The sequence below is a fragment of the Spirosoma harenae genome (assembly GCF_054776975.1).
Genome location: NZ_BAAHBD010000007.1, coordinates 30,366 through 53,242 on the forward strand (window position 1 = coordinate 30,366; position 22,877 = coordinate 53,242).

Here is a 22,877-nt window from a genome sequence, read left to right on the forward strand (position 1 = left end):
CAATCATCGTTCTTTTTGCTCATTAATTTATGAACCGCACTGGACTTGTATTTATCCTGCCTGTCATCATGCTGTTGATTGACTGGTATGTCTGGCAGGCTGTTAAAACCGTTAGTCGGTCGGCTACCGAAAGTACCCAACGGATTATTGCAATCATCTTTTGGGGATTCACCGTTTTATCGCTGGTGCTCTACGTTGTGATGCAGGTTCTGCCGGCCGATTCATTGAGCCGTCAGGTCCGTACGTTTTTATGGGCCGGTATTGCCATTCCGTATTTTTCGAAAGTCTTTACAATCCTCATTCTTCTGATCGATGACATTGGTCGATTCTTTCGTTGGATCGTGTCGCTATTCTATAAACCAGCTGTTATAGAGGCGGTTGAGAGTAGCCAGAAGGCTGCGAGCACGAATATAATGCCAAATGACACGATCACTCGGTCCGATTTTCTGATGAAAACGGCACTGGTTGTCGGTACTATTCCATTAGCTGCTTTCTCGTGGGGGATTATTTCGGGGGCGCATGACTACCGAATACGACGGATTAAACTCCCACTGAAAAACCTACCATCAGGCTTTCATGGAATGACCATTGCCCAGATTTCAGACATCCATACCGGTAGCTTTTTTAACAAAACGGCTGTAAAAGGCGGTGTAGAAATGTTGATGGGACAGAAGCCCGATCTCGTCTTTTTTACTGGTGATCTAGTGAATAGCCATGCCGATGAAGCCAATGATTACATCGATGTATTTGATAAAGTGAAAGCTCCGCTAGGGGTATATTCAACCCTCGGTAATCACGATTACGGCAAATACGTACAATGGCCAAGTGCGCAGGCCGAACGCCAGAACGTATTAAACGTTGTAGCAGCCCACAAGCAAATGGGCTGGAATATCATGCTGGACGAGAATAAAATCCTGGAACAGAACGGCGATAAAATAGCCTTGATTGGCGTACAAAACTTGGGCTTTGGACCGGCCGCACTACGCGCTGGTGATCTGGCGAAAGCGTACAAAGGCACCGAAGATTATCCCGTAAAACTCCTCCTCTCCCACGACCCAACGCACTGGGACGCTGAAGTTCGTCCTAAATACCCGGATATTGACGTTCAATTTAGTGGACACACACACGGTGCACAGTTTGGCGTCGAGATTGGGAGCATTCGCTGGAGCCCAACGCAGTATTTTTATCGGCAATGGGCTGGATTATATCAGGAAGGGGCTCAGCGGCTCTATGTGAATCGGGGTTACGGCTATATCGGTTATCCGGGCCGTGTAGGTATTCTGCCCGAGATCACCATTTTTGAGCTGGTGAAAGCGTAACGATTTGTTAAAGCGGCCGGATTTCACGCCAGAATCGACGAATAAACGACCACTCATTCGGCGAAATACCCTTGTGCGCCCGCGCTACACGTAGCAGCAGAGTTACAAATCGCCTTTTCGTCTTAAGTGTCAATTCGGTACGTTTGCTAACTAGCCGACGCATACCAAACGCATAGGCTTCTTCGGTCGACTCCTTTACGTCTTCCCGCAGAAAAAAGCCGTTGAGGGCCAGTGAGCCGTGTGGTTCTCTGACCAGCAAATCTTTTGCAATTAATATTTCCTCCTTATGAGGTTGCCCATCTAAGCAGGATAAGGCGTAAACAAGGCTACCTAAGCCCAGAGCGATATCGGGTGAATACATATTGGCAATGGAAAAATAGTGGACCTGAGGCAAATCACCTCAGGTCCACACGTTTGCACAGCGAAAAAAGGAAAACGTTGAGTACTTACAGGACAATGCTTCTACTTAAATGCCTTAGTTGCCACCTGTATTCGGTTGATTTTTCGATGCACCAGACGCTATGTCTGCTTCAGACGATGAAGTCGAGCGTGACTCACTGACTCGCTGAATCTTGTAATTCCGAACGGCTACGTCCATTTCGGGCGTGTGGGTTGCCACAACTCCACCCACAGCAGGGCTGGGAGCCTGGTGTTTGTAGCTAATCGCAGGCCCTTGATTCAGCGTAGGCGCGTTTACCGTCACCCCTTTTTTAGAATCCCACTGACGAGCAGTAGCAGCTTTATTAGCATGTTTATAATTGTGCGTAGAATACGTCACATCACGACGTAATTTGGAATCATCCTGCGCCGAAGCGTTGAAAATAGTCAGGGTACTTAGGATGGCTATAGCAAGGTATTTTTTCATGGCTTTTGTTGTTTTTATGTCGTCAGTCCAGCGAAAACGGCTTTTAGTAAACCACTGCCAGATTGACACAACAAAGGTCAGAAGTCGGGGTTAGGCTCGTGTTAGAGCCGCATTAGAATGGGATTAGAAATGCAATCAGGGGTTATAAAGTTGTAGAATTGTAAGATTATAGAGTTTTACAGGATGCGCTAGTCAACTCTACAACCTTATCAATTTACAACTCTATTATTCCTTATCGGGGAAGTATAACGGTGAACGTAGTACCCAATTCGGCTGATGATTCAACCTGAATCGTGCCTTTATGTAGTTGGATTATACGCTCTGTCAGTGCCAGACCGATACCATGACCGGGGTGCCCACCCGCGTTACGTCCCCGCTGAAAAGGGACGAAAATAGCCGTGAGCTGGTCGGCTGGAATCACGGAGCCGGTATTATGCACCTTCACCTCTATAGCTGCTGGCTGGGCCGATAGACTGACCGCTACGAAATGATTAACCGAAAATTTGCCCCCGTTATCGAGGAGATTGAAAAAGGCCGTTCGCAACAAACTTTCATTACCTAACAGTTGCCAGTGGGGAATCAACGCAGTGGGCGATCCAATACGTAATTCAATCGTATAATCGGGATGAAGTCGCCGGAATTCTTCCTGTATCTGCGTCAATAACGTATTGATATGCACCGTCCCCATCGGCACGCTTGATGAATCCATGCTTGCATTCGTCAACGCCAGTAAGCCATTCATCAGGCGATTCAGACCACGCACATCGTCAAGCACGGAACGTAGCGTAGCGCGCAGTTCGTCTGGCTCGTCCTCGGCCAGCAGCGACACCTCCAACTGACCCGTAATGGCTGTTAATGGCGTTCGTAACTCGTGCGAAGCGTGGGACATAAAAAAACGCTGCAATCGGAAAGATTCTTCCAATCGGTTCAGCATTCGATTGAAGCGCTGTGCCAACTGTGCCAGTTCATCGGCCTGATCGCCCTCGGGCAGCCGTAACGACAGATTCATCGCTGTAATAGCATCAATTTGCCCATTAATCACACTAATCGGCCTTAGCGTCCGGCCCGCAAATAGGCGTCCCGCTACCAGCATGAGTCCCGTCATCAGAAACCAGCCAACACCTAATAGTTGAGCGAAATTCAGTAGCGTTCGCCTGTTATACGTATCGACGGCAGAGGCAATAATCACAAAGGGCTCTTGGTCGTCACTAAAGAGCACGCCCATAATCTCCCGATTGTCCTGTTTCCAATAAATTTGCTGCTCTTTTCGAATGCGCGTTAACGTAGCTTTCGATACGGTAAGAAAATCGGTACCGCTTTCGTAGACGAGTTCCCCTTTCGCGTTATAAATAATGATCTCCTCATCGGGCAGAACCGTTAACTGATTCTTGTCCATTAATTTATAGAGAGCTGGATTAACACGCTCTTTGCCAACAAGCAGATGCCCGGCCGTTAAGGCTTCGTTACGCAAACGATGCTGAAATTCACGCTCGCGATATCGCTCAGCCAACAGGTACAGCGACAGGCAGAACAAGGCCAGTGAAATGGATACGATGGCCGTAAAAAATAGGGTCAGTCGATTACGAAGGCTCATTTTTCTTTTAGCACATAACCCATACCGATCAGCGTGTGAATGAGCTTATTTGGATAGTCTCTATCGATTTTCGCCCGCAAATAACTGACGTAAACATCAATGACGTTGGTGCCCGTATCGAACCCAATATCCCATACATGTTCGGCAATATCAACCCGCGAAACTACTCGCCCGGCCCTTCGCATCAGATATTCCAGCAATGCATACTCACGCGCCGTCAGATCGATGGTTTGTCCATTGCGTCGGGCTACACGTTCGTGGAGATCAAGTTCCAGATCGGCCACTCGTAGGGTTCGGTCTGGCTCTTCGGTTGTCGGTGCTCTCTTTAGCAGCGCTTTCACCCTTGCCAGGAGTTCCATGAAATCGAACGGTTTGGCCAGATAATCGTCGGCGCCCGCTTCAAAACCCAGGAGTTTATCGGCAACTGTATCGAGCGCTGTCAACATCAGAATGGGCACTTGATTAGGCTGATTACGGATGTATTCAGCCAGCTCCAGACCACTAATATCGGGCAGATTTACGTCCAGAATAATCAGGTCGAAGCGCGACTTACTGAGCAGGTTTTTTGCTTCTTCGCCCGTCGATGCAATCTCAACTGCATACGACTGCGTTTGAAGTCCCTTTTTAATAAACATCGCTACTTTAGGTTCATCTTCAACCAAAAGCAACTGTACGTTCGAGCCGGTATTCATACGATTGGTAGATACAGTATGGAGGAAATCGCTCAGAGAATCAGAATTGACTTGTAAGATAGTGAGGTCAGATTTATTCCAAAACAGTAATTACACAGAACTCAAATCGAACCATAACATTGGTCCATTAAAAAAGGGCTTCAGCATGTACTGAAGCCCTTTTTTGTAGAGAGGCTGTTTAAACTTTTTGGCATATAGCTTTTGTCCTTCTGACGCAGGAAGAATCTTAAGGTTTACTTACTTGTGAGTGAGGATAGTTAAAGATTCTTCCTGCGTCAGAATGACAAAAGAGTCTATTGAGAAATTTATTTTTAAAAGTTAAAACAGGTTCATAGTCTTAAATCTTATCGATTCAGGTAATTCGAAAACCCTATTGCATATTTTGTTGGCGATTTGGGGTCTGTTGTCATAACTCCTCGCACGTAAAAAGTAAAAACGCCCCCAGGCTGCATTCCCGGTGCCGCATTGGCAAATGTTGCCGTTGTTACAGGAATTGCTCCATTGACTTTTGCCAGAAAATTCGCCGTACGAATTAGCCCTGATTTATAATCCGCAGGTGGAGCAATGGGGACAAATGCGCTAGCCTTGCCGGGTGCAACACCTGTAATAATATCTTTTCCGTCATACGTCAGCGTCACATCAGTTGAATTAGGCACTAGATTCACAATACGGGCAAAAATGTTGTTTCCGGAAAGAGGTGGCAACTCATCAGGAATGGCTATGATACTATAACTGGGCGCTACACCTGTTGCAAATAATGAATATCGTTTCCCTGCTTCAGCCGTCAGATCAGTTGCTACCAACGGACTGGCAACTGACCCACCGGTAGCACTGACTAATTTGATCTTAGCCGCTCCGGTTGGAATTGCTGCGTACTCATTGGCCGGGAAAGCGGCTAACGCAGTCGTTGTGTATAAAACACTTCCGGTTGGGTTCGTCGTAGTAACGGCGGCACCCGAAATGCGCTGATCATTTACGTAAACATCGAGCGCTGGAGCATCAGGGGCTGCGTGTATCAGGCGAAATTGCGCACCCGTAGGCGTCTGTACGTTCTGTAAAAAATTGAATTTATCGTTGCAACTGCTGGCCAGTAAACCAGTCATAAATACGCAACAAATGGCTAGAGTCTGTTTCATGAATTTAGACAGGTTTATTTGGTTGAGAACCAAAGTTCTTTTGTGTGATATTCGGGTAACGTAGCACCGATATTCGCCAGCGAACCACGATTCCAGATAAATTCAGAATTGTATCGAGGACGCATTCGTTGTACGGTTTTTCCCAGATTATCAGGGAAAAGTGCAGTACCTGTAGGAATGATGAAGCCTGTATAAATTGTCTGATCATATTGGAATCGACGTAAATCGACCCAGGTTTCGAGCGAACCATGCATGAATAAAGCGATGTATTTCTGAAGCATGATATCACGCATCGTAAGCGCATCACCTGTCTGAACAACGGCGTTACTCGTCATGTATTTAGTAACTTCCGCTGCTGGAATAGGCGTAGCTGTGCGATCTACTGTACTGACCCATTCGATATTAGCCTGGACACCTTTCCTGTAGGCATCGAGTGCTGTTGTCTTATCCCCTTTCCGAAAAGCAGCTTCCGCTTTCATAAACTGAATTTCCGAATACGTAAAGATTGGATGATCGGCATCGTCTTTAAACAAAAACTTGCCTGTACCCGGCGTAGGCGTAATAGCAGGCGAATAACCAAACAATAAAGGCGTTCGTCTGACGTTCCCCGTTACATTGTTCGGATCGCCAGCGATGGGCACCACACCCCGATAAACGCCATCAGGCGATGGTGAAAACATAAGCGGTAAACGCGGATCGACGACGGTACTGAACACACGTCCATCCAGCAGCGAAATCATAAAATCTGTTGGCCGAAATGCATTAACATTGCCCCGGCGTGGACCGAAGAAATTTGCGTCGTTTGAGGAACTGGCCCGGTGCGGTACGCTAAAATTATCGGCATTACTGGCCAGCGATTTGTCGCAATACTCAATTACTTTGTCGGCGTTGAAGGTAGCTTTGTTGCTTATGTGCAACATGTTACGGGCCAGCGTAGCGTAAATGAATTTCACCCATTTTGCTTTATCGCCTTTGTACACCAAATCACCGGGACGAGTAGCGGCTGTGGGTTCTTTACCATCCGTACGGGCTAAGTCAGTCAAGGCTTCCTGATTGAGTCGGATTACTTCGGCATAAATAGCATCCTGCGTATCGAAGTCAAATTGGTAGCGTTCACTATCCCAGGCCTGTTTTAGAATCATTTCACCGTATAAATCAGTGGATGACTGCCAGCTCCAGGCACGAATCGCTTTGGCAATACCGACGAGATCGTAGCGCTGGGTTTTCATGCCATCCTCAATCATCAGATCGATATTTTTGCCAATCCGCCAGTAGTGCGTACTCCATTTTTCACCGCCTAAATCGCCCGAGCCGAAGATGTAACCTTGGCGATCCCAGGTATCCTGTGCGGCTGAGCTGGCAAAATACTGATCGTACTTGCCGACGTATCGTGTGTCAAATACTTCGCCCCGTACCATATTGGCAATAATGGGTGGTAATAAAGCATTTCCATCCGATACTTGCGGAAAACTGGGGTCGGCATTTATATCTAAATAGTCATTGCAACTGCTCAGCCCAAATCCAAGCCCGGTCAGTAGCAAAATGAATAGTTTTTTCATGATTAATAAGTCTATTAGTTCGGATAACAGTCGAAAAATTGAACGCTTGCAGCAAGTCAGTTTTCGACGAAATCGTTGATGAAATTCTTGATTAGAAACCAGCCCGAATACCAAAGGAAATGCCGCGAGGAACGGCCAGCTTACCGAAGTCAAAACCAGCAGCGCCGGCTCCTTGTGAAGTAGCTGTGGTCCCGTTTACGTTCGGGTCAGCACCGGTGTAGTTGGTCAGCAGGAATAAATCGGTACCCGTCACAAATACACCCGCCTGGCGAATCACCTTTGTTTTGCTGAGCCAATCCGTTGGGAACGTATAGTTTAGTGTAAGATCGCGTAAACGCATCCAGTTGATATTTCGCTCCACAAAAGCCGACTCAGGTAAGGACGAAAAATAATCGGCGCTACGGTAAAGCGGTGTAACCTGAATAGTATTGACCGTCGGATTATCCGTATTTTCTTTTCCATCGCGAAGAACGCCATTGAAAACAACGGGTTGCTCGCGATTTAAGGTATTGGTACTTATCCCTGTACGGAACATGTACATTTCATTCCCGTTGAATACATCGCCCCCTTTCCGAATGTCGAGCAGGAACGACAGGCTCAGGTTTTTATACCGGAACGAGTTCGTTAAACCAATCGTAAAATCGGGCGTACGGTCTCCGATGGGGAGAAAGTTAGTGTTGATAACCGGCAGACCTGTAGACGGAGTAATAAGAACTTGCCCCTGCTTATTGCGAACGTAATCGTATCCACCGAATGCCAGAGCAGATCCGGCTCCGCGCATATCTTCCGGTCGTAACGCCTGTTCGGGGAAATATTCAGTTACATTGGGCACGAATGCAGAAGCCCGAATATTGCCATACAGCCAGGTATCGGAGTTATAATATTCCGGCACGTTAGCCGCTGGCAGAGTCAATACAGCAGTTTTGTACCGGGAGAAATTAGCGATAACATCCCAGCTGAAATCAGCCGTTTTAACAGGCTTTCCTGTTAAAACAAATTCAATTCCTTTGGTTGAAAATGAACCTCCATTGAGCAAGCCAAATACGAAACCAGTTCCGTAGCTCAGCCGCTGCTCCACAATCTGATCGATTCGGCGAGTATCATAATACGCTAAATCCAGGCCAAGGCGTCCGTTGTAGAGCTGGATTTCACCCCCAATTTCCATACTCTTGCCAAATTCCGGCTTTAGATTCGGATTGCCCGCGTAGAAATTATAGCCAAAACCGCCACCCGTTGTCAATTGCGTTGTCAGACTCGATAATACACGATACGGACGGGCATCTTTACCAACTTCGGCATACGAAGCGCGCAATTTGGCGAACGACACGGTTTTGTTCCCCTGTAAAGCAGGCAACTCAGTCAGAACGAAACTACCGCTGACCGACGGATAGAAGAACGACCGGGATTGAATTGGCATGGTCGAGGTCCAGTCATTACGTCCCGTGACGCTCAAATAAACTACATCACCATAGCTGGCCGTAAATTGACCAAGCGCACTGACCACGCGTCGTTGGAGGAATGTGTATTTGTGATTGCGCGAAATAGGATCGGTATTATTCGAGGAATTATAATCGGGAATGTACAGATTCTCACCGTAGATGGCCGTCGTTTGCTCGCGGGAATCGTAAAGGTCTCCGCCAACCAACAATGACAATTTAATCTTGTCGCCGAATGATTTGCGAGCGGTTGCCAGAATATTACTAGTCAGAATCCGGCTGTTTTGCGTGTAATTTTCTATCGCACCTCTTCGCGCGATACCGTCATTTGTTTCGGGATGAATAAAATTATTGCCCGTTGTAGCCGCTAAATCTGTTCCGATCCGGCCTGTAATATTGAGCCAGGAGGTTGGATCATATTTCACCGCTAGTCGCCCGATGGTTCGGTTTGTTTGGTCGCTGGCCTGATTTCGGTTGACGTTGAAGAGCGGATTATCCAGTTCTCCACCGGCTTCAGTCACAATTCGTCGGCGGGTGCCGTCTGGGTTCAGGTAATTGGTGATATCGTCGTTCGTGGGCCAGGTCAGCAGATTGATCAAATATCCCAATGGACCAGCCGTTTGTTTCTGAATTTTATTGTTTGTGTATTGAATGGAAGGTGAAATTTCGAGTTTCGAGCTAATCGTTGATACCAGATTCAGGGATAAATTCATAATCTGGGAGCCCGTATTCGGAATAGTGCCCTGCGCATTGGTATAGCTGCTCGACGCGCGGTAGGTTAACTTTTCGCTGCCGCCATCGAACGTTAAATTGTGCCGATTTGTAAACGCATCGCGGAAAAAAGCTCTTGGATTATCAAAAACCTGCGTTCCTTCCGGGTATCGAGGGCCAAAAAACGTTAATGCAGTTGGGCTAGGTGTTCCAACCGCACCCCGCCCATAAACCGACTGTACTTTTGGGTATCGGTACACGTGGTCGACCCGGAATACGTTGTCATAACTCACGTTGCTGCGCCCGGCTCTTCCTTTTTTGGTTGTAATAATGATAGCACCTGCAGCGGCATTGATCCCGTACAAAGCGGCTGCTTCAGGGCCTTTCAGCACGCTAATACTCTCAATATCATTCGGATTGATATCAGCCGCCCGGTTCAGGTAATCACTGTTTCGGTTTGGCCCGTCGGATACTAACGCGCCCTGGCTAAACGTGCTATTATTAATCGGTAAGCCATCGACAACGAACAACGGAGAATTGTCGCCCCCGATTGAGTTTACGCCCCGAAGCTGAATTTGAACCGATGCTCCTGGTAGACCGCTGGTAGTTGCCATTTGCAAGCCTGGTACACGGCCCTGTAAGGAGGTTAGGAAGTTTTCGCGCTGTGTTTCTGCTAATTCAGCGCCTTTCACTTCACTAATCGCATAGCCTAACGCCCGTCGCTCCTGCTTAACACCGAGAGCCGTTACAACAACTTCATTGAGCGCATTAGCTTCTGCCTTTAACGATACGTTGACGACATCGCTCGTACCGATGGGAATATCCTGCGAAGTAGCACCGATAAAACTAATCCGAAGCACCTCGCCTGAGCGAGCCTGAATGCGGTATGTACCAGTTGCATCGGTAGTGGTTCCGCGCGTGGAGCCACGAATCACGACGCTGGCTCCCGGAATAGGGGTATTGTCTTCGGCTGAGGTAACCTTACCGGTTATTTGCCGATCCTGTGCGTAGGTGACCGTTAGTGTGGTCACACTGAGCAGCAGCAAAAAAGCTTTTTGTAGAATTGCCTTCATAAGTTAAGAAAGGTTGATGAACACTAATAAAAATTTACTTTTGAACTGTGAAGAAGTAATTAATCGTGACTCCTGAGTAAAGACTAGCTACCTCATTCCCAAAAGACAGTTTGTTTTTAATTAATTGTCTGATTATGAGGAGTTTGTTATTTAATGAGTAATTAATCTACTCAATAATGATTTTACTGAGTTAAAAATCTGATTGAATGGGCAAATCAACTGATAGACGAGGTAAAAGGCCGGGGTAGTAAAATACTCTAAAACAGCGAAAATCTGTTTCTCAGCAACAGAATGCTATATTTGACTACGTCTGACGGATTTAGCTGTTCCTAACCAAATCATTCGTCAACGTGTTACGCTAAACAACTAATTAACCATCAAGCACACATGAAAATCGTCTTTCTTACAGGTCTTTCATTCTTTATGTCGATCCTGTCGTATCTGTATCCCGTATCAGAACCTCAGGAAACAAAAATTCCGGTTTGCCACGCACCTGCCAATGATATGGCTATGATGGCAGCCGATCCCGCTTTTCAGCAACTACATGCGAATCCCCTCCCATTTACCTACACGGGAGCTGGAGAAATGATTAAGTTTTCAACCCCCGACGGCCAATCGGCGAATGGCTTCCTGCTGAAATCAAAGCAGCCCTCTGATAAATGGCTGTTGGTTTATCAGGAGTGGTGGGGACTGAACGATAATATCAAACAACAGTCCGAAGCATTTTATAATGATCTGAAGAATGTAAACGTGCTGGCTGTCGATATGTATGATGGAAAAGTGGCTACTGAACGAGCTGAGGCTGGTAAACTGATGGCTGCGGCCAATAAAGATCGGCTGATGAGTATCGTCAAAGGAGCAATTGCTTATGCTGGCCCCAAAGCAGAATTTGCTAGTGTTGGCTGGTGTTTTGGTGGTATGTTATCGCTGCAATCGGCACTTGCGGAGGGTAAACAAGCGAAAGGTTGTGTAATGTACTATGGTCGGCCGGAGCAGGATGTTGAAAAATTGAAAACGCTTCAAACCGACGTACTAGGCATTTTTGGTAGCAAAGACAAAGGCATTACGCCTGAATCGGTAAAGCAGTTTGAAGAAAATATGCAGAAGGCTGGCAAGAGCGTTACCGTGAAAATGTATGACGCCGATCATGGTTTCGCTAATCCCAGCAATCCCGTTTACAACAAAGAAGCAGCTACTGATGCTTACAAATTGGCACTAGACTATCTGAAAGAAAAACTGAAAGCCTAATCTCTAGTAAATACATAGATAAAAGCCTGACTATCTGATGGTCAGGCTTTTTAATAAAACTTTAACGACTTTCTTGACGTTTACATTAAACGTAGGAGCTTAGCCGATGTCTAACCAACAAAACGAGCAAAACTCACTACAACGATGAAAACGCATAAATGGAGTGCATTATTAATTGGTCTGTTTGTTGGAGTGGCTACAGTTAGTTTTGGCCAGTACGGACCAAATTATGGACAGGGTTATTCCAACGGAAACAATTGCAATCCAAATTATCGGAAAGGATATAATCAAGGGTATTCAAACGGATACGGGCAACCTTATCCAAATGGCTATAACCGAGGCTATTCCAGCCCGAATTACGGATACAATAATGGCTATTATTCATATGGTAGACCATATCCTGTTCAGCCGCCGGTGGTCGTTGTACCGCCCCAGGTTGTAATCGCTCCACCAGTGGTTGTTGCTCCGGCACCTCCTGTGATTGTACGGCCCTATCCTCGTTACAATTATGGGTATAGAGGTCATGGATGGCGTGGAGTATATGGCGGACGTCGTTGGTAGCATAAAGTAGATTGCCTCCAAAATGTGACAGTTATTTTGGAGAAGTAAAACAGATGGTTCAACAAGTGAAGCTTTTTAGAGATATGAAAACGCTAAGATTAATTCCCGTATTAACAGCCGCTCTACTCATAATGCTTTTGGCGAGCTGCGGTCCTGCTTATGTAAATACTGGCTATGGTGGAGGCTATTACGGTCGACCTTATGGCTATAATTATGGGTATCGACCTTATGGTTACTACCGCCCAGCTCCACCTGTAGTGGTTCGGCCACGTTATTATGCCCCTGCTCCCCGGTATTATGGTGGTGGTAGCCCAGGCGCCCGACGAGGATACGGTGGTAATAGCTATGGCGGAGGCCGTTCGCGTGGACCCAGATAAGTAATTGAGTCCTGAATAAAAAATGCCGTTCTCTTCAAGAGAACGGCATTTTTTATTCAGGACTATTGATGTTAACTATTAAGCCGTTTTATAGGGATTACCAATGTGCAGGGCATAATCCCCCGATTCAATCAGCGGTTTATCAATCGTAGATAAATTATATAAATACACCCAGCAATCGATTGTTGCGCCATTTACTTCTACAGGAACAATCGCCCGGATAAACTCAGTCGGATCTTCAAAATCGTTTCCTACTCCTTCGTAATAATCCAGATACGTCAAGGTAGCCCCTTTCTGATTGCTAATGTTGAAAACAGTACCTTGAACGTAGTTTGGCCCTATTTCCTGATAAACAGCACCCGGATAGCTTCCCATGTCAAAGATTTGACCGGCAAAACGACCTTCGCCTGTGTAGCGACCGCGCTGCCTTAAATATTGGGCAAATTGGTTATCGAAAGGGCGTCGGAGCGTACCGTAGACAATCAGAAAATCGGGGTCGTTAGTCATTCAATAAAAAAAGCGAATTGGATGACGAAAGTAATTAATTTTACCGTTATTAGTGAAAATCAGGTTTGATCAATGAAAAAGGCACACGTACTTCTACTACTGACTGCATCGCTGATCCTAGTCGATGTACCTGTCCAGACGCAGGCAGCGGTCAACAAAAACAGCACCGAACTTTCGGCGATTGGTCGGAAGAAAAAGGGCTATAAAGTAAAACGCGGAGGTCTCTTCAATACAGGTCTTTTCCGAAAGAAAAACCCCTGTGGATGCCCGAAGCATTAAGCAATCATTAAGAAATTGTATTTATAATAGAGTGAGGCCCGTATACGGGCCTTTTTTCGTTTAATTAGTTGTAAAAATCTGTGTTTCAGCGTAAAATTTCGTACCTTTGCGGAAAAATGACCGGGATTTTTATGATTTAACTGACCGACCAAGATTTTGCTTTTGTAGAAAGCTAGAAATGACAAAATCCTGTAAATCCATCAATCAGCTAAATCCCGGTTCAGAAACAGTATGCAATCGATTCGCAATATAGCTATCATCGCCCACGTTGACCACGGCAAAACGACCCTAGTCGACAAAATTATTCACGCATCTAAACTATTCCGGGAAAATCAGGAATTCGGCGACCTGATTCTGGATAACAATGACCTGGAGCGTGAACGAGGCATTACCATTGTCTCGAAAAACGTATCGGTACGTTACAAAGATGTTAAAATCAACATCATTGATACACCAGGCCACAGCGACTTTGGCGGTGAGGTTGAGCGTGTATTGAAAATGGCCGATGGCGTTTGCCTCTTGGTCGATGCCTTTGAAGGGGCTATGCCACAAACGCGCTTTGTATTGAGTAAAGCGCTTCAATTGGGACTGAAACCCATTGTTATTGTCAATAAGGTCGATAAGGAAAACTGCCGCCCCGACGAAGTGCACGAGCAAGTGTTCGACCTGATGTTCAACCTTGGCGCTACAGAAGAGCAATTGGATTTCCCAACCGTATACGGTTCGTCGAAACAAGGTTGGATGGGACCAGACTGGCAGAAACCAACGGATAATATCACGTACTTACTCGACACGATCGTTGAAACGATTCCTGCCGCTCCGATCAATGAGGGTTTGCCACAAATGCAGATCACTTCGCTTGATTATTCAGCGTTCGTTGGTCGTATCGCTATTGGACGTGTGCACCGCGGAACGTTGAAAGAAGGCGCTAGCATGGGCTTAATGAAATCCGACGGTTCGCTGAAGCGGGTTCGGATTAAAGAATTGCACACGTTTGAGGGCCTTGGCAAACAGAAAGTGTCTGAAGTTCAGTGCGGTGATATTTGTGCTGTGACGGGTCTGGAAGACTTCGAAATTGGCGATACGATTACCGACTACGATAACCCAGAAGCACTTGATCGGATTTCGGTGGATGAGCCGACAATGAACATGCTGTTCACGATCAACAATTCGCCGTTCTTCGGTAAAGAAGGCAAGTTCGTAACATCGCGTCACCTGCGTGATCGTCTGTATAAAGAGATCGAGAAAAACCTTGCTCTGCGTGTTGAAAATACGGATAGCGAAGACCGATTCCTGGTATATGGCCGTGGTATTCTTCACCTTTCGGTTCTGATCGAAACGATGCGTCGGGAAGGCTACGAATTGCAGGTTGGCCAGCCTCAGGTTCTTTACAAAGAAGATGAGGACGGTCGTAAATTAGAGCCAATTGAAACCCTCGTGGTTGACGTACCGGAAGAAACCGCCGGAAAAGTGATCGAATTAGCGACGCAGCGTAAAGGCGAACTGTTGATAATGGAACCGAAAGGCGATTTACAACACCTTGAGTTCGATATCCCATCGCGTGGTCTGATCGGTTTGCGATCAAACGTTCTGACGGCTACCTATGGTGAGGCTGTGATGAGCCACCGCTTTAAAGAGTATCAGGAGTTTAAAGGTCCAATCCCAGAGCGGATCAACGGGTCACTGATTTCAATGACGAGCGGTATGTCTACGGCTTATTCGATTGATAAACTTCAGGATCGGGGAGCGTTCTTTATCGAACCGGGCGATGAAATTTATACGGGTCAGGTGATTGGCGAACATAACCGTCAGAACGATATTGTTGTTAACGTGACAACGGCCAAGCAATTAACGAACATGCGCGCTTCTGGTTCAGATGCTAACGTGAAAATTGCGCCAAAAATCTCCTTCTCGCTGGAAGAGAATATGGAGTATATCCAAAAGGATGAATACTTGGAGGTAACGCCGAAGTCGATGCGGATTCGTAAGATTTATCTGGACGAAAACGAACGGAAACGGAATCAAAATAAATTCGTGATGGCTTAATGCCAGAGCGCACAGGTACAAAAAAATCCCCGTTGAGTCATCAACGGGGATTTTTTTATGGTAGAAATCTAAATCAGTTGCTTAAAAATGCTTTGTCTAGACTAAAAGCAAAGGCCGATCCTGTCTTAACCGGGATTGCCATGGGTTGTGAAGAAGGAGCAGGATTTACCTGCATAGCTTTTGCTGAAACATACTCAGTCTGCCGATGTACCTGAAAGTATCCGGCAATAAAAAGTGTACCACCAATGAGCGCAACAATAACTTTTTTCATAACAGTTGTATTTCGCCTAACGATTCATTTAGTATGGATACGTTTACTCGATAGTTCTCAAACTTGGGTCAATATTACTGACAATAGTGCAATTTCCAGTATCCACTTATCATACGGTAAGAAATGGCCGTACACTTAAAGGTTAGACGGACAAATCCTGTAAAAGGAACAGGTTTAGAGAACTTATTTTCTAAGAAAAATAATATTCGACTAAAAACCTGTTTTAATGACCTAAAGCCTTATCTGTATCAGAATGCCATCTACCTAACTTTTAACTGGTAAAAATGTTAGAACCACTTTTAAATAACTTAAATAAATTCAATTAAACGGTAAAATTAAAAGCTGAATCCCATCCGAAAATAGATCCGATTATAGGCCCTGTTTTCCTCCTGAGACAGAATTTGAACCCCATCAACTGAAGCGATGTGCTTTGCTTGTTGGTGTTTATAACCAGCACTGATCAAAAAGCCCGTTCCGTTTCCTTTATTAATCCGCAGGCCGACTCCGGGGCTCCATAACCAACCTCCTTTTAACTCATTATCGTGCGGATTTGGGCCAGCAATGGCATATCCGCTTTCGAGCGTATAAAACGTGGTAACTCGTTTTTTGCTTCCAAATAAATCACCCTGAACAGCAGCTGCAATAGGGAGAAATGCCGAGTTATTAAAATAATCAACCCCAACTGTAAGTCCTGTTACTAGTTGCGGACGAAAAATATATCCTGCAAACGCATGGATCGTCAGACCAATCCGATTGCCAGCCGCCCGATTTGGTGAATAACTTGGGTAATAGGGGATATAGCTTATATAACCGTAATCATAATACGGATAGGCATTAGTTTGGTCGGGCCTAACACGACCCATCTGAACGCCCATTTCAATGGTTGTTCGCCAATGGCTCGGATGGGCGGGCTCAGTTTGCGCGTATGCCGCACTAACCAAGAGACTTAAAAACAGGCAGGTAAAAATTTTCATACTCATCTGGATCTAGTTAGGTTGTTTGGCGTCAATCTTACTGAGTAAGCGCAGATCAGCAGGATTCGAATAATCGTACTGATACAGGCCGTCTTTACCGATGGTCAGCAGTGTTTTCGAAAGCGGAATAACATCAAATGCATTCACATTGGCGAACGTCTGACGGGGTTTTATATCGAGCGGATTGGATGCATCGAAAACACTTAAGCCTTTGTTACCCTGACAAACAAACAGCGTTGGATAGTCGATTCCAAGACCGTATGGGGTTTCGATTGGGTACGATTTCGCTAGTCGGGGAGAAGATAAACTGCTAATATCAATGACATCAAGCACGTCTTGCGTGCCTACCACACCACACGTACTGGTTCCCCGCAAGGTAACGTAGGCATAATTCTCATGAACAACGACCGGATCGCAGGAGCGAACGTGTGAGAAGGCAGAAAGTTGTTTTGGTTCGGCTGGACTCGTAACATCATAAATGTACATGCCCGTAGTTGTGCCAATAAACAGGTTGTTGCGATACGGAAAAATCGTTTCAACATTCCAGTTCAGATTCGCGGTTTTGCCTTTTACTGGCGTCGCTGGGTTTGTGATATCGAACAATTGTAGCGAATAATTATTGACAACATACAACTGGTTATTGCTGATAGCAAAACGAGCCATAGAACCACCAACACCAGTGGTTGGAGCCGTAGGGTTCTGGCTACCCGCAGCATTACTATAACTCGCATCGGCAAACGCCAGACTTTCGTAATAGCGCCCAAACCAGGCAATTGGCACCAGATAAGGAAGTACGTTAAAGGTACCTTCGCAATCTGTTTTGACTGTTTGTGTGGCAATCTCTTCTTTCTGGTCGTAGATTTTCATCGTTTGTTTATCATACGACCAATACGTGCGACCAACTCGTCCGTTGAGAAAACCGGTTTCGGTACGGCTTACTTCTTTGATGGCTGTAGGATTGCTGATATCCAGCGCTACTAAATCGATATAGCTGTCGGCATAGAGAATGTTGTCACGTACGGCGATATCCACATTACCAGGAATGCTTAAAAAGGAAATCGCTTTAGGATTGGCTGGGTTGCTATTGTCAAAAACATGGATTCCTTTTTTGATCTCGACAATAAACAGGAATTGATCTTTGACGTACAATTTGCCCGGTTCTACCAGCGATTGGGGAGAACCCGACGAAACGGCCTGCCGTATATCGGAAATTGGTAATTGGACTGCCGTGTATTTGCGGTACGTTGTCGTCCGTTCACAATTGTCCGTACAACTAGTCAGGTAGAGTAGGGGCAGAAGCAGAAAAAGTAGAGGGTGTTTCATAGCGTGCATGGTTACCAGACAAAATCATGACTCTATGAATTGTGTAAGCGTTGGAATGAGATTAAAAATAAATTGCCAGGCTGTCCTGATTACGGCCTGGCAATGTTGATCTTACACAAAAAGGGCAAATTATTGTCGTTTATATTCGTACGTAGCTCCGTCGGCAAGCGTTGCTCCACGAGGAATTCGTTCTGACAAATACAGTTTGTTGTCCACTAACTTAAACGATTGCTCGGTCGACTCCTGACCATAGTAGATTATGCCTTGAGTACTTCCACCGTTAGGAAAGGAGATCGTATAGGACGTATTTTCTAAGGGTAAGCCATTCCGAACCTGCTTGTATTTTCCACTGTTCATAACCCCATCGTAGGATAACGTCTCACTATAGCCCGCTTCAGAAGCTGTTACTGTTTTGTTCGTCATCGGATAGGTAATGGTATTCAAAACCCATTCACCTGCTAACGGTGACGGGGGAAATACACACCCACACATAGGTTTTTCACAACTGAAAACCAGCAAAAACACAAAAGCGAAACAGGAAAAAATGCGTAGGTTTTTCATCGTCAGTTTTGTTTTTTGTACACCATGACGCGCGGCTGATCGCCACCATGATACAATAGCAGGCGGTCGCTGGATGGCAATTCGTACCGTGCTACAGACTTCAGATTTTTAAAATAACTCTGCTCAAACTGCATCGCAGTGGGTGTGCCAGCCATATCCGTACTACTTATCTGATCAGCCATCATCATACCATCCACAGCGGCAAATAAATTCACGCTATAAGCATTCACTGCCGATTTACCACTAGCCTTGAATGAGGTAACATCGCGAGGTGGATGTGCTGTATCGAGTGCAAAAACTAAAGTGATAGCATAGCTCGAGTCGGGTTCTACTAATTTCCAGGTACCGATCAGTCCTGCTATTTTAGGCGCAAGCTCCACTTCTGAACTTCTGCACTGGACCATTACCACCAAAAGGGGTAAGGCGATTAGCATTGGCTTTACAACTCGAATCACGTTTTGCATTTACTTCACTTTTACATAAACCAATACGCCCCCGTCGTAATAAAGGCGAAGTTTATTCTGGTCTGTCAGTTCATACTTTGTGGTAGTTCCCAGATTAGCGTAATACGTTTGCTCAAACTGCATTTCTTCTTTCGAACCACCTACTTTCGTTGTCGCAACGCCACTATCTACATTGATACTGCCTGTTGAGGAATCCAGCAAACGAGCACTGGTCATGTACATATTAACAGCGGCTTTCCCAGCAAAATTAAAGGAATAAATTCCCGAAATGGTCCCGCCAGATGGTTTATCGACTGTAATGGTCAACGACGTAGTGAACGTTGCTGTTGGTTCTAGCATCCGCCATTCGCCTAATAAAGCCTGTGTATTTGTTGGCGCAATGACGTTTTCAGACTCCCGCTGACAACCAAAGCTGAGCATAAGAATGAAAGCGATTACAGCGATGACCGATGTTTTCATGAGTTTGTCAGGCTAGGGTCGGCGATTTTTCCAACAAACAGAATCGTTCCCGACGTTTTTTCGTGAATAACAAAAACAAATGGGCGATTACAAACAACAGGAGCAGGGGCAGAGGTTACCGAAATGCCGCCAGTCGTAACGGCAGCTGCTTCGGTGCCTTTCTCGTCAACGGCTACGAATGTGTTCTGCTTGACAAAGCTGAGTGTCAAACCACCATTACGGTTTATTTTCGTGAAATCAGCGGCATCAGTGAAAGCCGTTGGCATCCCCAGGGCCGTTAATGCGTTATTCAGCTTAATTTCATAATTCAGCGTGAATTTGGGTAAACCTACGTTGATTGTTCCGGCCGTCATGGATTTCTGCAATTGGGTCCAATCTGCGCCAGTAAGATTATTGACCAGGGCGTCAGCCGTAGATGTTTCGGCCGGTAAAAGCACTGTCATCGCAAATTTGTCGGAACCGTAGGGTAATTCGAAGGCTGTATAGGTTGGCTGGAAAGATCGTTTTAACTCCGTGTTTTGCCACATCATCGGTACGTTCTTTGTTGTCCCCGAAGCTAGCTTAAAGGGGGTAGCCACCGTAAGATTAGGATCGAATTTAGACTTCCAGTCGCCTTTGAAATAAAGTGCGTTCATCAGAAACATGACATTATCCGGCTGAATCTGCTCAATTACTTTCGGGATTTTACCATTCGTTTTCTCACTTGCCCAATTGTTGATTTTCCCCACAGTGGCCGCATCATCGAAATTCTGCGCTGAAATTTCTGCCTGAAACGATTGCTTCAGCAAATCCTGAAACGAATTTTCGACGGTAAAGCCATTTCGGTACCAAACCGAATTGGCCAGCGAAAGCTTCACCTGCGAATCCACGCCGGGCAGATTTTCCATCAGATTCTGATACGTCTGATTGGCTTCGGTCAGGGTTTGAGCGTCGAGTTTCAACGTTTTCTGAATTTCCTGAGCGGTTTGCCCATTGGCACCATTCATAATCATGCCCAGAGCAATGTGCAGGCTAAGCGGAGAGATAAATACATTTTTAGCCTGACCTTCCTCCGCTATAACTTTTTTCGTTACGTCGAACGCAAATTGGGAAGTCTGATCGGCGAATTGAGTCGATACCCGTAAGTTTTCTGCCGTGCTTGTACCGGGATCTACGTTGGCATTTTTACAGCTGATTGCTGTCAATAATACGCCGGTGATAACAATGGATAACGTTGAAAAAAGAGTCGTTTTCATACTTGATTTACAGGGTTTATGAGCAGGACATACACGTGAAGGCGCCTTTCACGTGTATGTCCTGCCTTTGTTGTTTACTGGTTTATTGGCATTCTTTAAAAGCGGCTCGCTGGCTTCGTAATGCTTTTAGCAGGGATTCGAACCCAGGAATTGTTTGCGCAAATGGAAACGTAACCCGGTGTTTTTTATCACCTAACTCGAGCTCCACATATTCAGCGCCCGCATCCGTACAATCAGGGCAGCCGATCACAGTTGGTTGCTTACTGAACGCGTCCAGATTTGCCGCCGACTGAAGCGTATTCCAGTCATCCTGACTGATCGTTGACTGGCAGCTTTTCGGGCTAACCGTTGATTGGGTACGATTGCCACTTTGCGTGAGCGTAACACTGGATCCGTTGAATACGTAATCGTAAGCGCAGTATCCCACACACATACCAGCCGACGTACCTGTCCGGATAATCAGGCCGGTTGTTTCTGGCTGGTCCTGTGGAGTGAAGCTACTCATACAGCCCCCAAAGGCAATGATCAATATGGTCGCAATAGCAATTGGTTTCATTTCTTTAGAAATGATAGTCAACGCCAAAACTCATGCCGGTTGTGGTTGGTTGCGTTTGAATCTGCGAATCAGACTGCGTGCCTAATCCTAACGACGGTTGATACATACCCGCAAAAGAGGCTGACCATTGACGCGTAGGCCGATAGCGGAATCGCGCTCCCATCGCAGCCGCAAATGACAGAGGTCGATAAACGCCATCTTTTGCCGTAATCACTACTTCATTTTCTACAGTATTCCGAATGAAGATATTCGTGATCAAGCCACCCAGTAAAGCCAGGCTGAGCCGTTTCTTGGGCCGGAGTTGATAACCTACCTGAACCGGCACCTGCATATACTGATAATCATTGGTCAGTACCTGGCGTGTCGGATTATTGTAATTGTTGTTTACTGCTACATAATTCGAATTCGCAAAATTTGCCTGCGGCATCGAATAGGCTAAGCCATCCTGATGAATGCTGTTCCGCAGTGCATCTACATATAAATTGCTGGCTGTAGCACCTCCAGCCATCGCCTGTAACGAGGACGATGCTAATTGAACGGGTGTTTCTACTGTCGAACGACCTGCTAAGTAGCCAATTCCTGATTCAACGGACCAATGATCAGACAGTTGTACACCAGCTCCAGCCTGATAAGCAATCGAAAAATTCGCCCGGCTGCTTATTGATTGCTGACTCATATTTGCCCCTTTTAAGGCATCTAATGCCGTAGCCGAAGCACCCGTATATGAAGCCGTTTTTACGGTGGCCATCGGATTAAACGATCCTGGCATCACACTAGCCGATGCCCAAACTTCGCGGCTTTTTTGCTTCGACTTGACTTCTTCCGGTTGTGAAAGAGGTTCGGCAGCGCGGAACCAGACAATCCGGTGAATCTGTCCTAAATCGCGGAAACGAAATGATCGACTCGAAAGTGGATCAAAGGCCGCTAACGTTGCCGATTGGCTGGTGATTACTTCCGAATTTCCGGATGTTGATCGCCCATAAGCTGGCGTCACGACCACAGGTGTACTGGATGAAAAGTCTACTGTCGGAATAGTGCTGGGGCTGGAATTGGGTCGTCTGGATTGCGGAGCAAAAGCAGCTGCTATTGATTTTTCCACACCGGGTAGATCCGGCAACCGATCTGGCGTAGCTTTAGCAACTAATTTATGATTAACTGATCGTTTTAACTGTAATCCCGTTTTTACGTCAGCGTTATTGTTCTTGTTTCGCAGTGTAGCGGCAGTTGTGTTTGGCTTTGACTCGTAGATAATCGTTTCTGATTCTTTTTCCGCCGATTTATGATCAATAGCATTATTCGCACTAACCTCCTTTTCTGCTTCCTGCGGTACTGATTTTTGCGTTGTTTTTGCAGAACTGGTTGCAGATGTAGCAACAGACGTTTGATTGGTTGACAGCGTATTGACAGACCACCAGCCAAGTAGTAATACCGCAATAGCCGCAGCCACACCAATTCCCCAGGCCATCGATCTCGACGAAGTCAGGCCCAATCCCCACAGCGGTAGTATTTTTGTCCTGTCAGACTCATCCAGCCGACGTTCGATCGCATCCCACACGCGGGTTGGGGGTGTTTCGGCCGCGTCGTCGAATGCCTTTCGCCAAAAATCGTCCGGCACGTTTTTTTCTAATTCA

The 22,877-nt window shown here is 46.0% G+C and carries 23 protein-coding genes; 6 read left to right on the forward strand and 17 right to left on the reverse strand.

Features of this window, described 5'->3' with window-relative positions; all coding sequences use genetic code 11:
* The first annotated feature begins 29 nt into the window (after positions 1-29).
* A complete protein-coding gene (locus ACYVE4_RS06050; protein WP_460996083.1) occupies positions 30-1,319 on the forward strand; it encodes a metallophosphoesterase in 1,290 nt (429 codons plus the stop codon).
* Positions 1,320-1,326: 7 nt separating this feature from the next.
* Here ACYVE4_RS06050 and ACYVE4_RS06055 read toward each other — a convergent pair whose 3' ends face one another.
* The 7 genes from ACYVE4_RS06055 to ACYVE4_RS06085 form a co-directional block, all read right to left on the reverse strand.
* Positions 1,327-1,680 (reverse strand): TerB family tellurite resistance protein, encoded by a 354-nt coding sequence (locus tag ACYVE4_RS06055; RefSeq protein ID WP_460996084.1) that lies wholly within the window; start codon positions 1,678-1,680, stop codon positions 1,327-1,329.
* A gap of 114 nt (positions 1,681-1,794) precedes the next feature.
* Positions 1,795-2,184 carry a hypothetical protein gene (locus ACYVE4_RS06060; protein ID WP_460996085.1) on the reverse strand — a complete coding sequence of 130 codons (390 nt, stop codon included), beginning with the start codon at positions 2,182-2,184 and terminating at the stop codon, positions 1,795-1,797.
* A 232-nt stretch (positions 2,185-2,416) separates the two neighbouring features.
* Positions 2,417-3,778, reverse strand: coding sequence for a HAMP domain-containing sensor histidine kinase (locus tag ACYVE4_RS06065; protein WP_460996086.1), 1,362 nt, complete (start codon positions 3,776-3,778; stop codon positions 2,417-2,419).
* Positions 3,775-4,470 carry a response regulator transcription factor gene (locus ACYVE4_RS06070; protein WP_460996087.1) on the reverse strand — a complete coding sequence of 232 codons (696 nt, stop codon included), beginning with the start codon at positions 4,468-4,470 and terminating at the stop codon, positions 3,775-3,777. Before ACYVE4_RS06070 ends, ACYVE4_RS06065 begins: the two co-directional genes overlap by 4 nt.
* A 344-nt stretch (positions 4,471-4,814) precedes the next feature.
* Positions 4,815-5,606 carry a DUF4397 domain-containing protein gene (locus ACYVE4_RS06075; protein ID WP_460996088.1) on the reverse strand — a complete coding sequence of 264 codons (792 nt, stop codon included), beginning with the start codon at positions 5,604-5,606 and terminating at the stop codon, positions 4,815-4,817.
* A gap of 14 nt (positions 5,607-5,620) precedes the next feature.
* Entirely contained in the window at positions 5,621-7,165 is a 1,545-nt protein-coding gene (locus ACYVE4_RS06080; RefSeq protein ID WP_460996089.1) for a SusD/RagB family nutrient-binding outer membrane lipoprotein, read from the reverse strand.
* A 91-nt stretch (positions 7,166-7,256) separates the two neighbouring features.
* Entirely contained in the window at positions 7,257-10,385 is a 3,129-nt protein-coding gene (locus ACYVE4_RS06085) for a SusC/RagA family TonB-linked outer membrane protein (RefSeq protein ID WP_460996090.1), read from the reverse strand.
* Positions 10,386-10,772: 387 nt separating this feature from the next.
* Here ACYVE4_RS06085 and ACYVE4_RS06090 point away from each other — a divergent pair, with 387 nt between their 5' ends.
* From ACYVE4_RS06090 to ACYVE4_RS06100, 3 genes are all read left to right on the forward strand, one after another.
* Entirely contained in the window at positions 10,773-11,633 is an 861-nt protein-coding gene (locus ACYVE4_RS06090; protein ID WP_460996091.1) for a dienelactone hydrolase family protein, read from the forward strand.
* Between the two features lie 144 nt (positions 11,634-11,777).
* Positions 11,778-12,194 (forward strand): hypothetical protein, encoded by a 417-nt coding sequence (locus ACYVE4_RS06095; protein ID WP_460996092.1) that lies wholly within the window; start codon positions 11,778-11,780, stop codon positions 12,192-12,194.
* 83 nt (positions 12,195-12,277) lie between these two features.
* On the forward strand, positions 12,278-12,571 hold the full coding sequence (locus tag ACYVE4_RS06100; protein ID WP_460996093.1) for a hypothetical protein: 294 nt from the start codon (positions 12,278-12,280) through the stop codon (positions 12,569-12,571).
* A 78-nt stretch (positions 12,572-12,649) separates the two neighbouring features.
* Here the strand turns inward: ACYVE4_RS06100 and ACYVE4_RS06105 are convergent, their stop codons facing one another.
* Entirely contained in the window at positions 12,650-13,078 is a 429-nt protein-coding gene (locus ACYVE4_RS06105) for a gamma-glutamylcyclotransferase family protein (protein ID WP_460996094.1), read from the reverse strand.
* Positions 13,079-13,150: 72 nt separating this feature from the next.
* On the opposite strand from ACYVE4_RS06105, the gene ACYVE4_RS06110 reads away from it, so the two are divergent.
* Together ACYVE4_RS06110 and typA are read left to right on the forward strand one after the other, a co-directional pair.
* On the forward strand, positions 13,151-13,357 hold the full coding sequence (locus tag ACYVE4_RS06110; protein ID WP_460996095.1) for a hypothetical protein: 207 nt from the start codon (positions 13,151-13,153) through the stop codon (positions 13,355-13,357).
* 231 nt (positions 13,358-13,588) lie between these two features.
* Positions 13,589-15,403, forward strand: coding sequence for a translational GTPase TypA (gene typA / locus ACYVE4_RS06115; protein ID WP_460996096.1), 1,815 nt, complete (start codon positions 13,589-13,591; stop codon positions 15,401-15,403).
* A gap of 73 nt (positions 15,404-15,476) precedes the next feature.
* On the opposite strand, the gene ACYVE4_RS06120 is transcribed toward typA, so the two are convergent.
* The 9 genes from ACYVE4_RS06120 to ACYVE4_RS06160 form a co-directional block, all read right to left on the reverse strand.
* Positions 15,477-15,674: a hypothetical protein gene (locus ACYVE4_RS06120; RefSeq protein WP_460996097.1), complete on the reverse strand. Its 198-nt coding sequence runs from the start codon at positions 15,672-15,674 to the stop codon at positions 15,477-15,479.
* Between the two features lie 335 nt (positions 15,675-16,009).
* Positions 16,010-16,648, reverse strand: coding sequence for a hypothetical protein (locus ACYVE4_RS06125; protein WP_460996098.1), 639 nt, complete (start codon positions 16,646-16,648; stop codon positions 16,010-16,012).
* Between the two features lie 12 nt (positions 16,649-16,660).
* Positions 16,661-17,971: an LVIVD repeat-containing protein gene (locus tag ACYVE4_RS06130; RefSeq protein ID WP_460996099.1), complete on the reverse strand. Its 1,311-nt coding sequence runs from the start codon at positions 17,969-17,971 to the stop codon at positions 16,661-16,663.
* Positions 17,972-18,100: 129 nt separating this feature from the next.
* On the reverse strand, positions 18,101-18,532 hold the full coding sequence (locus ACYVE4_RS06135) for a hypothetical protein (RefSeq protein WP_460996100.1): 432 nt from the start codon (positions 18,530-18,532) through the stop codon (positions 18,101-18,103).
* A gap of 2 nt (positions 18,533-18,534) precedes the next feature.
* Positions 18,535-18,996 carry an META domain-containing protein gene (locus ACYVE4_RS06140; RefSeq protein ID WP_460996101.1) on the reverse strand — a complete coding sequence of 154 codons (462 nt, stop codon included), beginning with the start codon at positions 18,994-18,996 and terminating at the stop codon, positions 18,535-18,537.
* Positions 18,997-19,455, reverse strand: coding sequence for an META domain-containing protein (locus ACYVE4_RS06145; RefSeq protein WP_460996102.1), 459 nt, complete (start codon positions 19,453-19,455; stop codon positions 18,997-18,999).
* Positions 19,452-20,690: a serpin family protein gene (locus ACYVE4_RS06150; RefSeq protein ID WP_460996103.1), complete on the reverse strand. Its 1,239-nt coding sequence runs from the start codon at positions 20,688-20,690 to the stop codon at positions 19,452-19,454. Before ACYVE4_RS06150 ends, ACYVE4_RS06145 begins: the two co-directional genes overlap by 4 nt.
* Positions 20,691-20,772: 82 nt before the next feature.
* The gene (locus ACYVE4_RS06155; protein WP_460996104.1) at positions 20,773-21,246 is read right to left on the reverse strand and encodes a hypothetical protein; all 474 of its coding nucleotides are present in this window, start codon (positions 21,244-21,246) and stop codon (positions 20,773-20,775) included.
* Positions 21,247-21,250: 4 nt separating this feature from the next.
* Positions 21,251-22,861, reverse strand: a complete 1,611-nt coding sequence (locus ACYVE4_RS06160; RefSeq protein ID WP_460996105.1) for a hypothetical protein — start codon at positions 22,859-22,861, stop codon at positions 21,251-21,253.
* Positions 22,862-22,877: the final 16 nt, after the last annotated feature.

Bases quoted from the DNA above. Each gene is read 5' to 3' on its own strand.
- ACYVE4_RS06140 (WP_460996101.1), bottom strand. From the start codon at position 18,996: ATGCAAAACGTGATTCGAGTTGTAAAGCCAATGCTAATCGCCTTACCC.
- ACYVE4_RS06075 (WP_460996088.1), bottom strand. From the start codon at position 5,606: ATGAAACAGACTCTAGCCATTTGTTGCGTATTTATGACTGGTTTACTG.
- ACYVE4_RS06145 (WP_460996102.1), bottom strand. From the start codon at position 19,455: ATGAAAACATCGGTCATCGCTGTAATCGCTTTCATTCTTATGCTCAGC.
- ACYVE4_RS06060 (WP_460996085.1), bottom strand. From the start codon at position 2,184: ATGAAAAAATACCTTGCTATAGCCATCCTAAGTACCCTGACTATTTTC.
- ACYVE4_RS06110 (WP_460996095.1), top strand. From the start codon at position 13,151: ATGAAAAAGGCACACGTACTTCTACTACTGACTGCATCGCTGATCCTA.
- ACYVE4_RS06150 (WP_460996103.1), bottom strand. From the start codon at position 20,690: ATGAAAACGACTCTTTTTTCAACGTTATCCATTGTTATCACCGGCGTA.
- ACYVE4_RS06100 (WP_460996093.1), top strand. From the start codon at position 12,278: ATGAAAACGCTAAGATTAATTCCCGTATTAACAGCCGCTCTACTCATA.
- ACYVE4_RS06105 (WP_460996094.1), bottom strand. From the start codon at position 13,078: ATGACTAACGACCCCGATTTTCTGATTGTCTACGGTACGCTCCGACGC.
- ACYVE4_RS06130 (WP_460996099.1), bottom strand. From the start codon at position 17,971: ATGAAACACCCTCTACTTTTTCTGCTTCTGCCCCTACTCTACCTGACT.
- ACYVE4_RS06095 (WP_460996092.1), top strand. From the start codon at position 11,778: ATGAAAACGCATAAATGGAGTGCATTATTAATTGGTCTGTTTGTTGGA.
- ACYVE4_RS06080 (WP_460996089.1), bottom strand. From the start codon at position 7,165: ATGAAAAAACTATTCATTTTGCTACTGACCGGGCTTGGATTTGGGCTG.
- typA (WP_460996096.1), top strand. From the start codon at position 13,589: ATGCAATCGATTCGCAATATAGCTATCATCGCCCACGTTGACCACGGC.
- ACYVE4_RS06050 (WP_460996083.1), top strand. From the start codon at position 30: ATGAACCGCACTGGACTTGTATTTATCCTGCCTGTCATCATGCTGTTG.
- ACYVE4_RS06090 (WP_460996091.1), top strand. From the start codon at position 10,773: ATGAAAATCGTCTTTCTTACAGGTCTTTCATTCTTTATGTCGATCCTG.
- ACYVE4_RS06085 (WP_460996090.1), bottom strand. From the start codon at position 10,385: ATGAAGGCAATTCTACAAAAAGCTTTTTTGCTGCTGCTCAGTGTGACC.
- ACYVE4_RS06125 (WP_460996098.1), bottom strand. From the start codon at position 16,648: ATGAAAATTTTTACCTGCCTGTTTTTAAGTCTCTTGGTTAGTGCGGCA.
- ACYVE4_RS06155 (WP_460996104.1), bottom strand. From the start codon at position 21,246: ATGAAACCAATTGCTATTGCGACCATATTGATCATTGCCTTTGGGGGC.
- ACYVE4_RS06055 (WP_460996084.1), bottom strand. From the start codon at position 1,680: ATGTATTCACCCGATATCGCTCTGGGCTTAGGTAGCCTTGTTTACGCC.
- ACYVE4_RS06120 (WP_460996097.1), bottom strand. From the start codon at position 15,674: ATGAAAAAAGTTATTGTTGCGCTCATTGGTGGTACACTTTTTATTGCC.
- ACYVE4_RS06070 (WP_460996087.1), bottom strand. From the start codon at position 4,470: ATGAATACCGGCTCGAACGTACAGTTGCTTTTGGTTGAAGATGAACCT.
- ACYVE4_RS06135 (WP_460996100.1), bottom strand. From the start codon at position 18,532: ATGAAAAACCTACGCATTTTTTCCTGTTTCGCTTTTGTGTTTTTGCTG.
- ACYVE4_RS06065 (WP_460996086.1), bottom strand. From the start codon at position 3,778: ATGAGCCTTCGTAATCGACTGACCCTATTTTTTACGGCCATCGTATCC.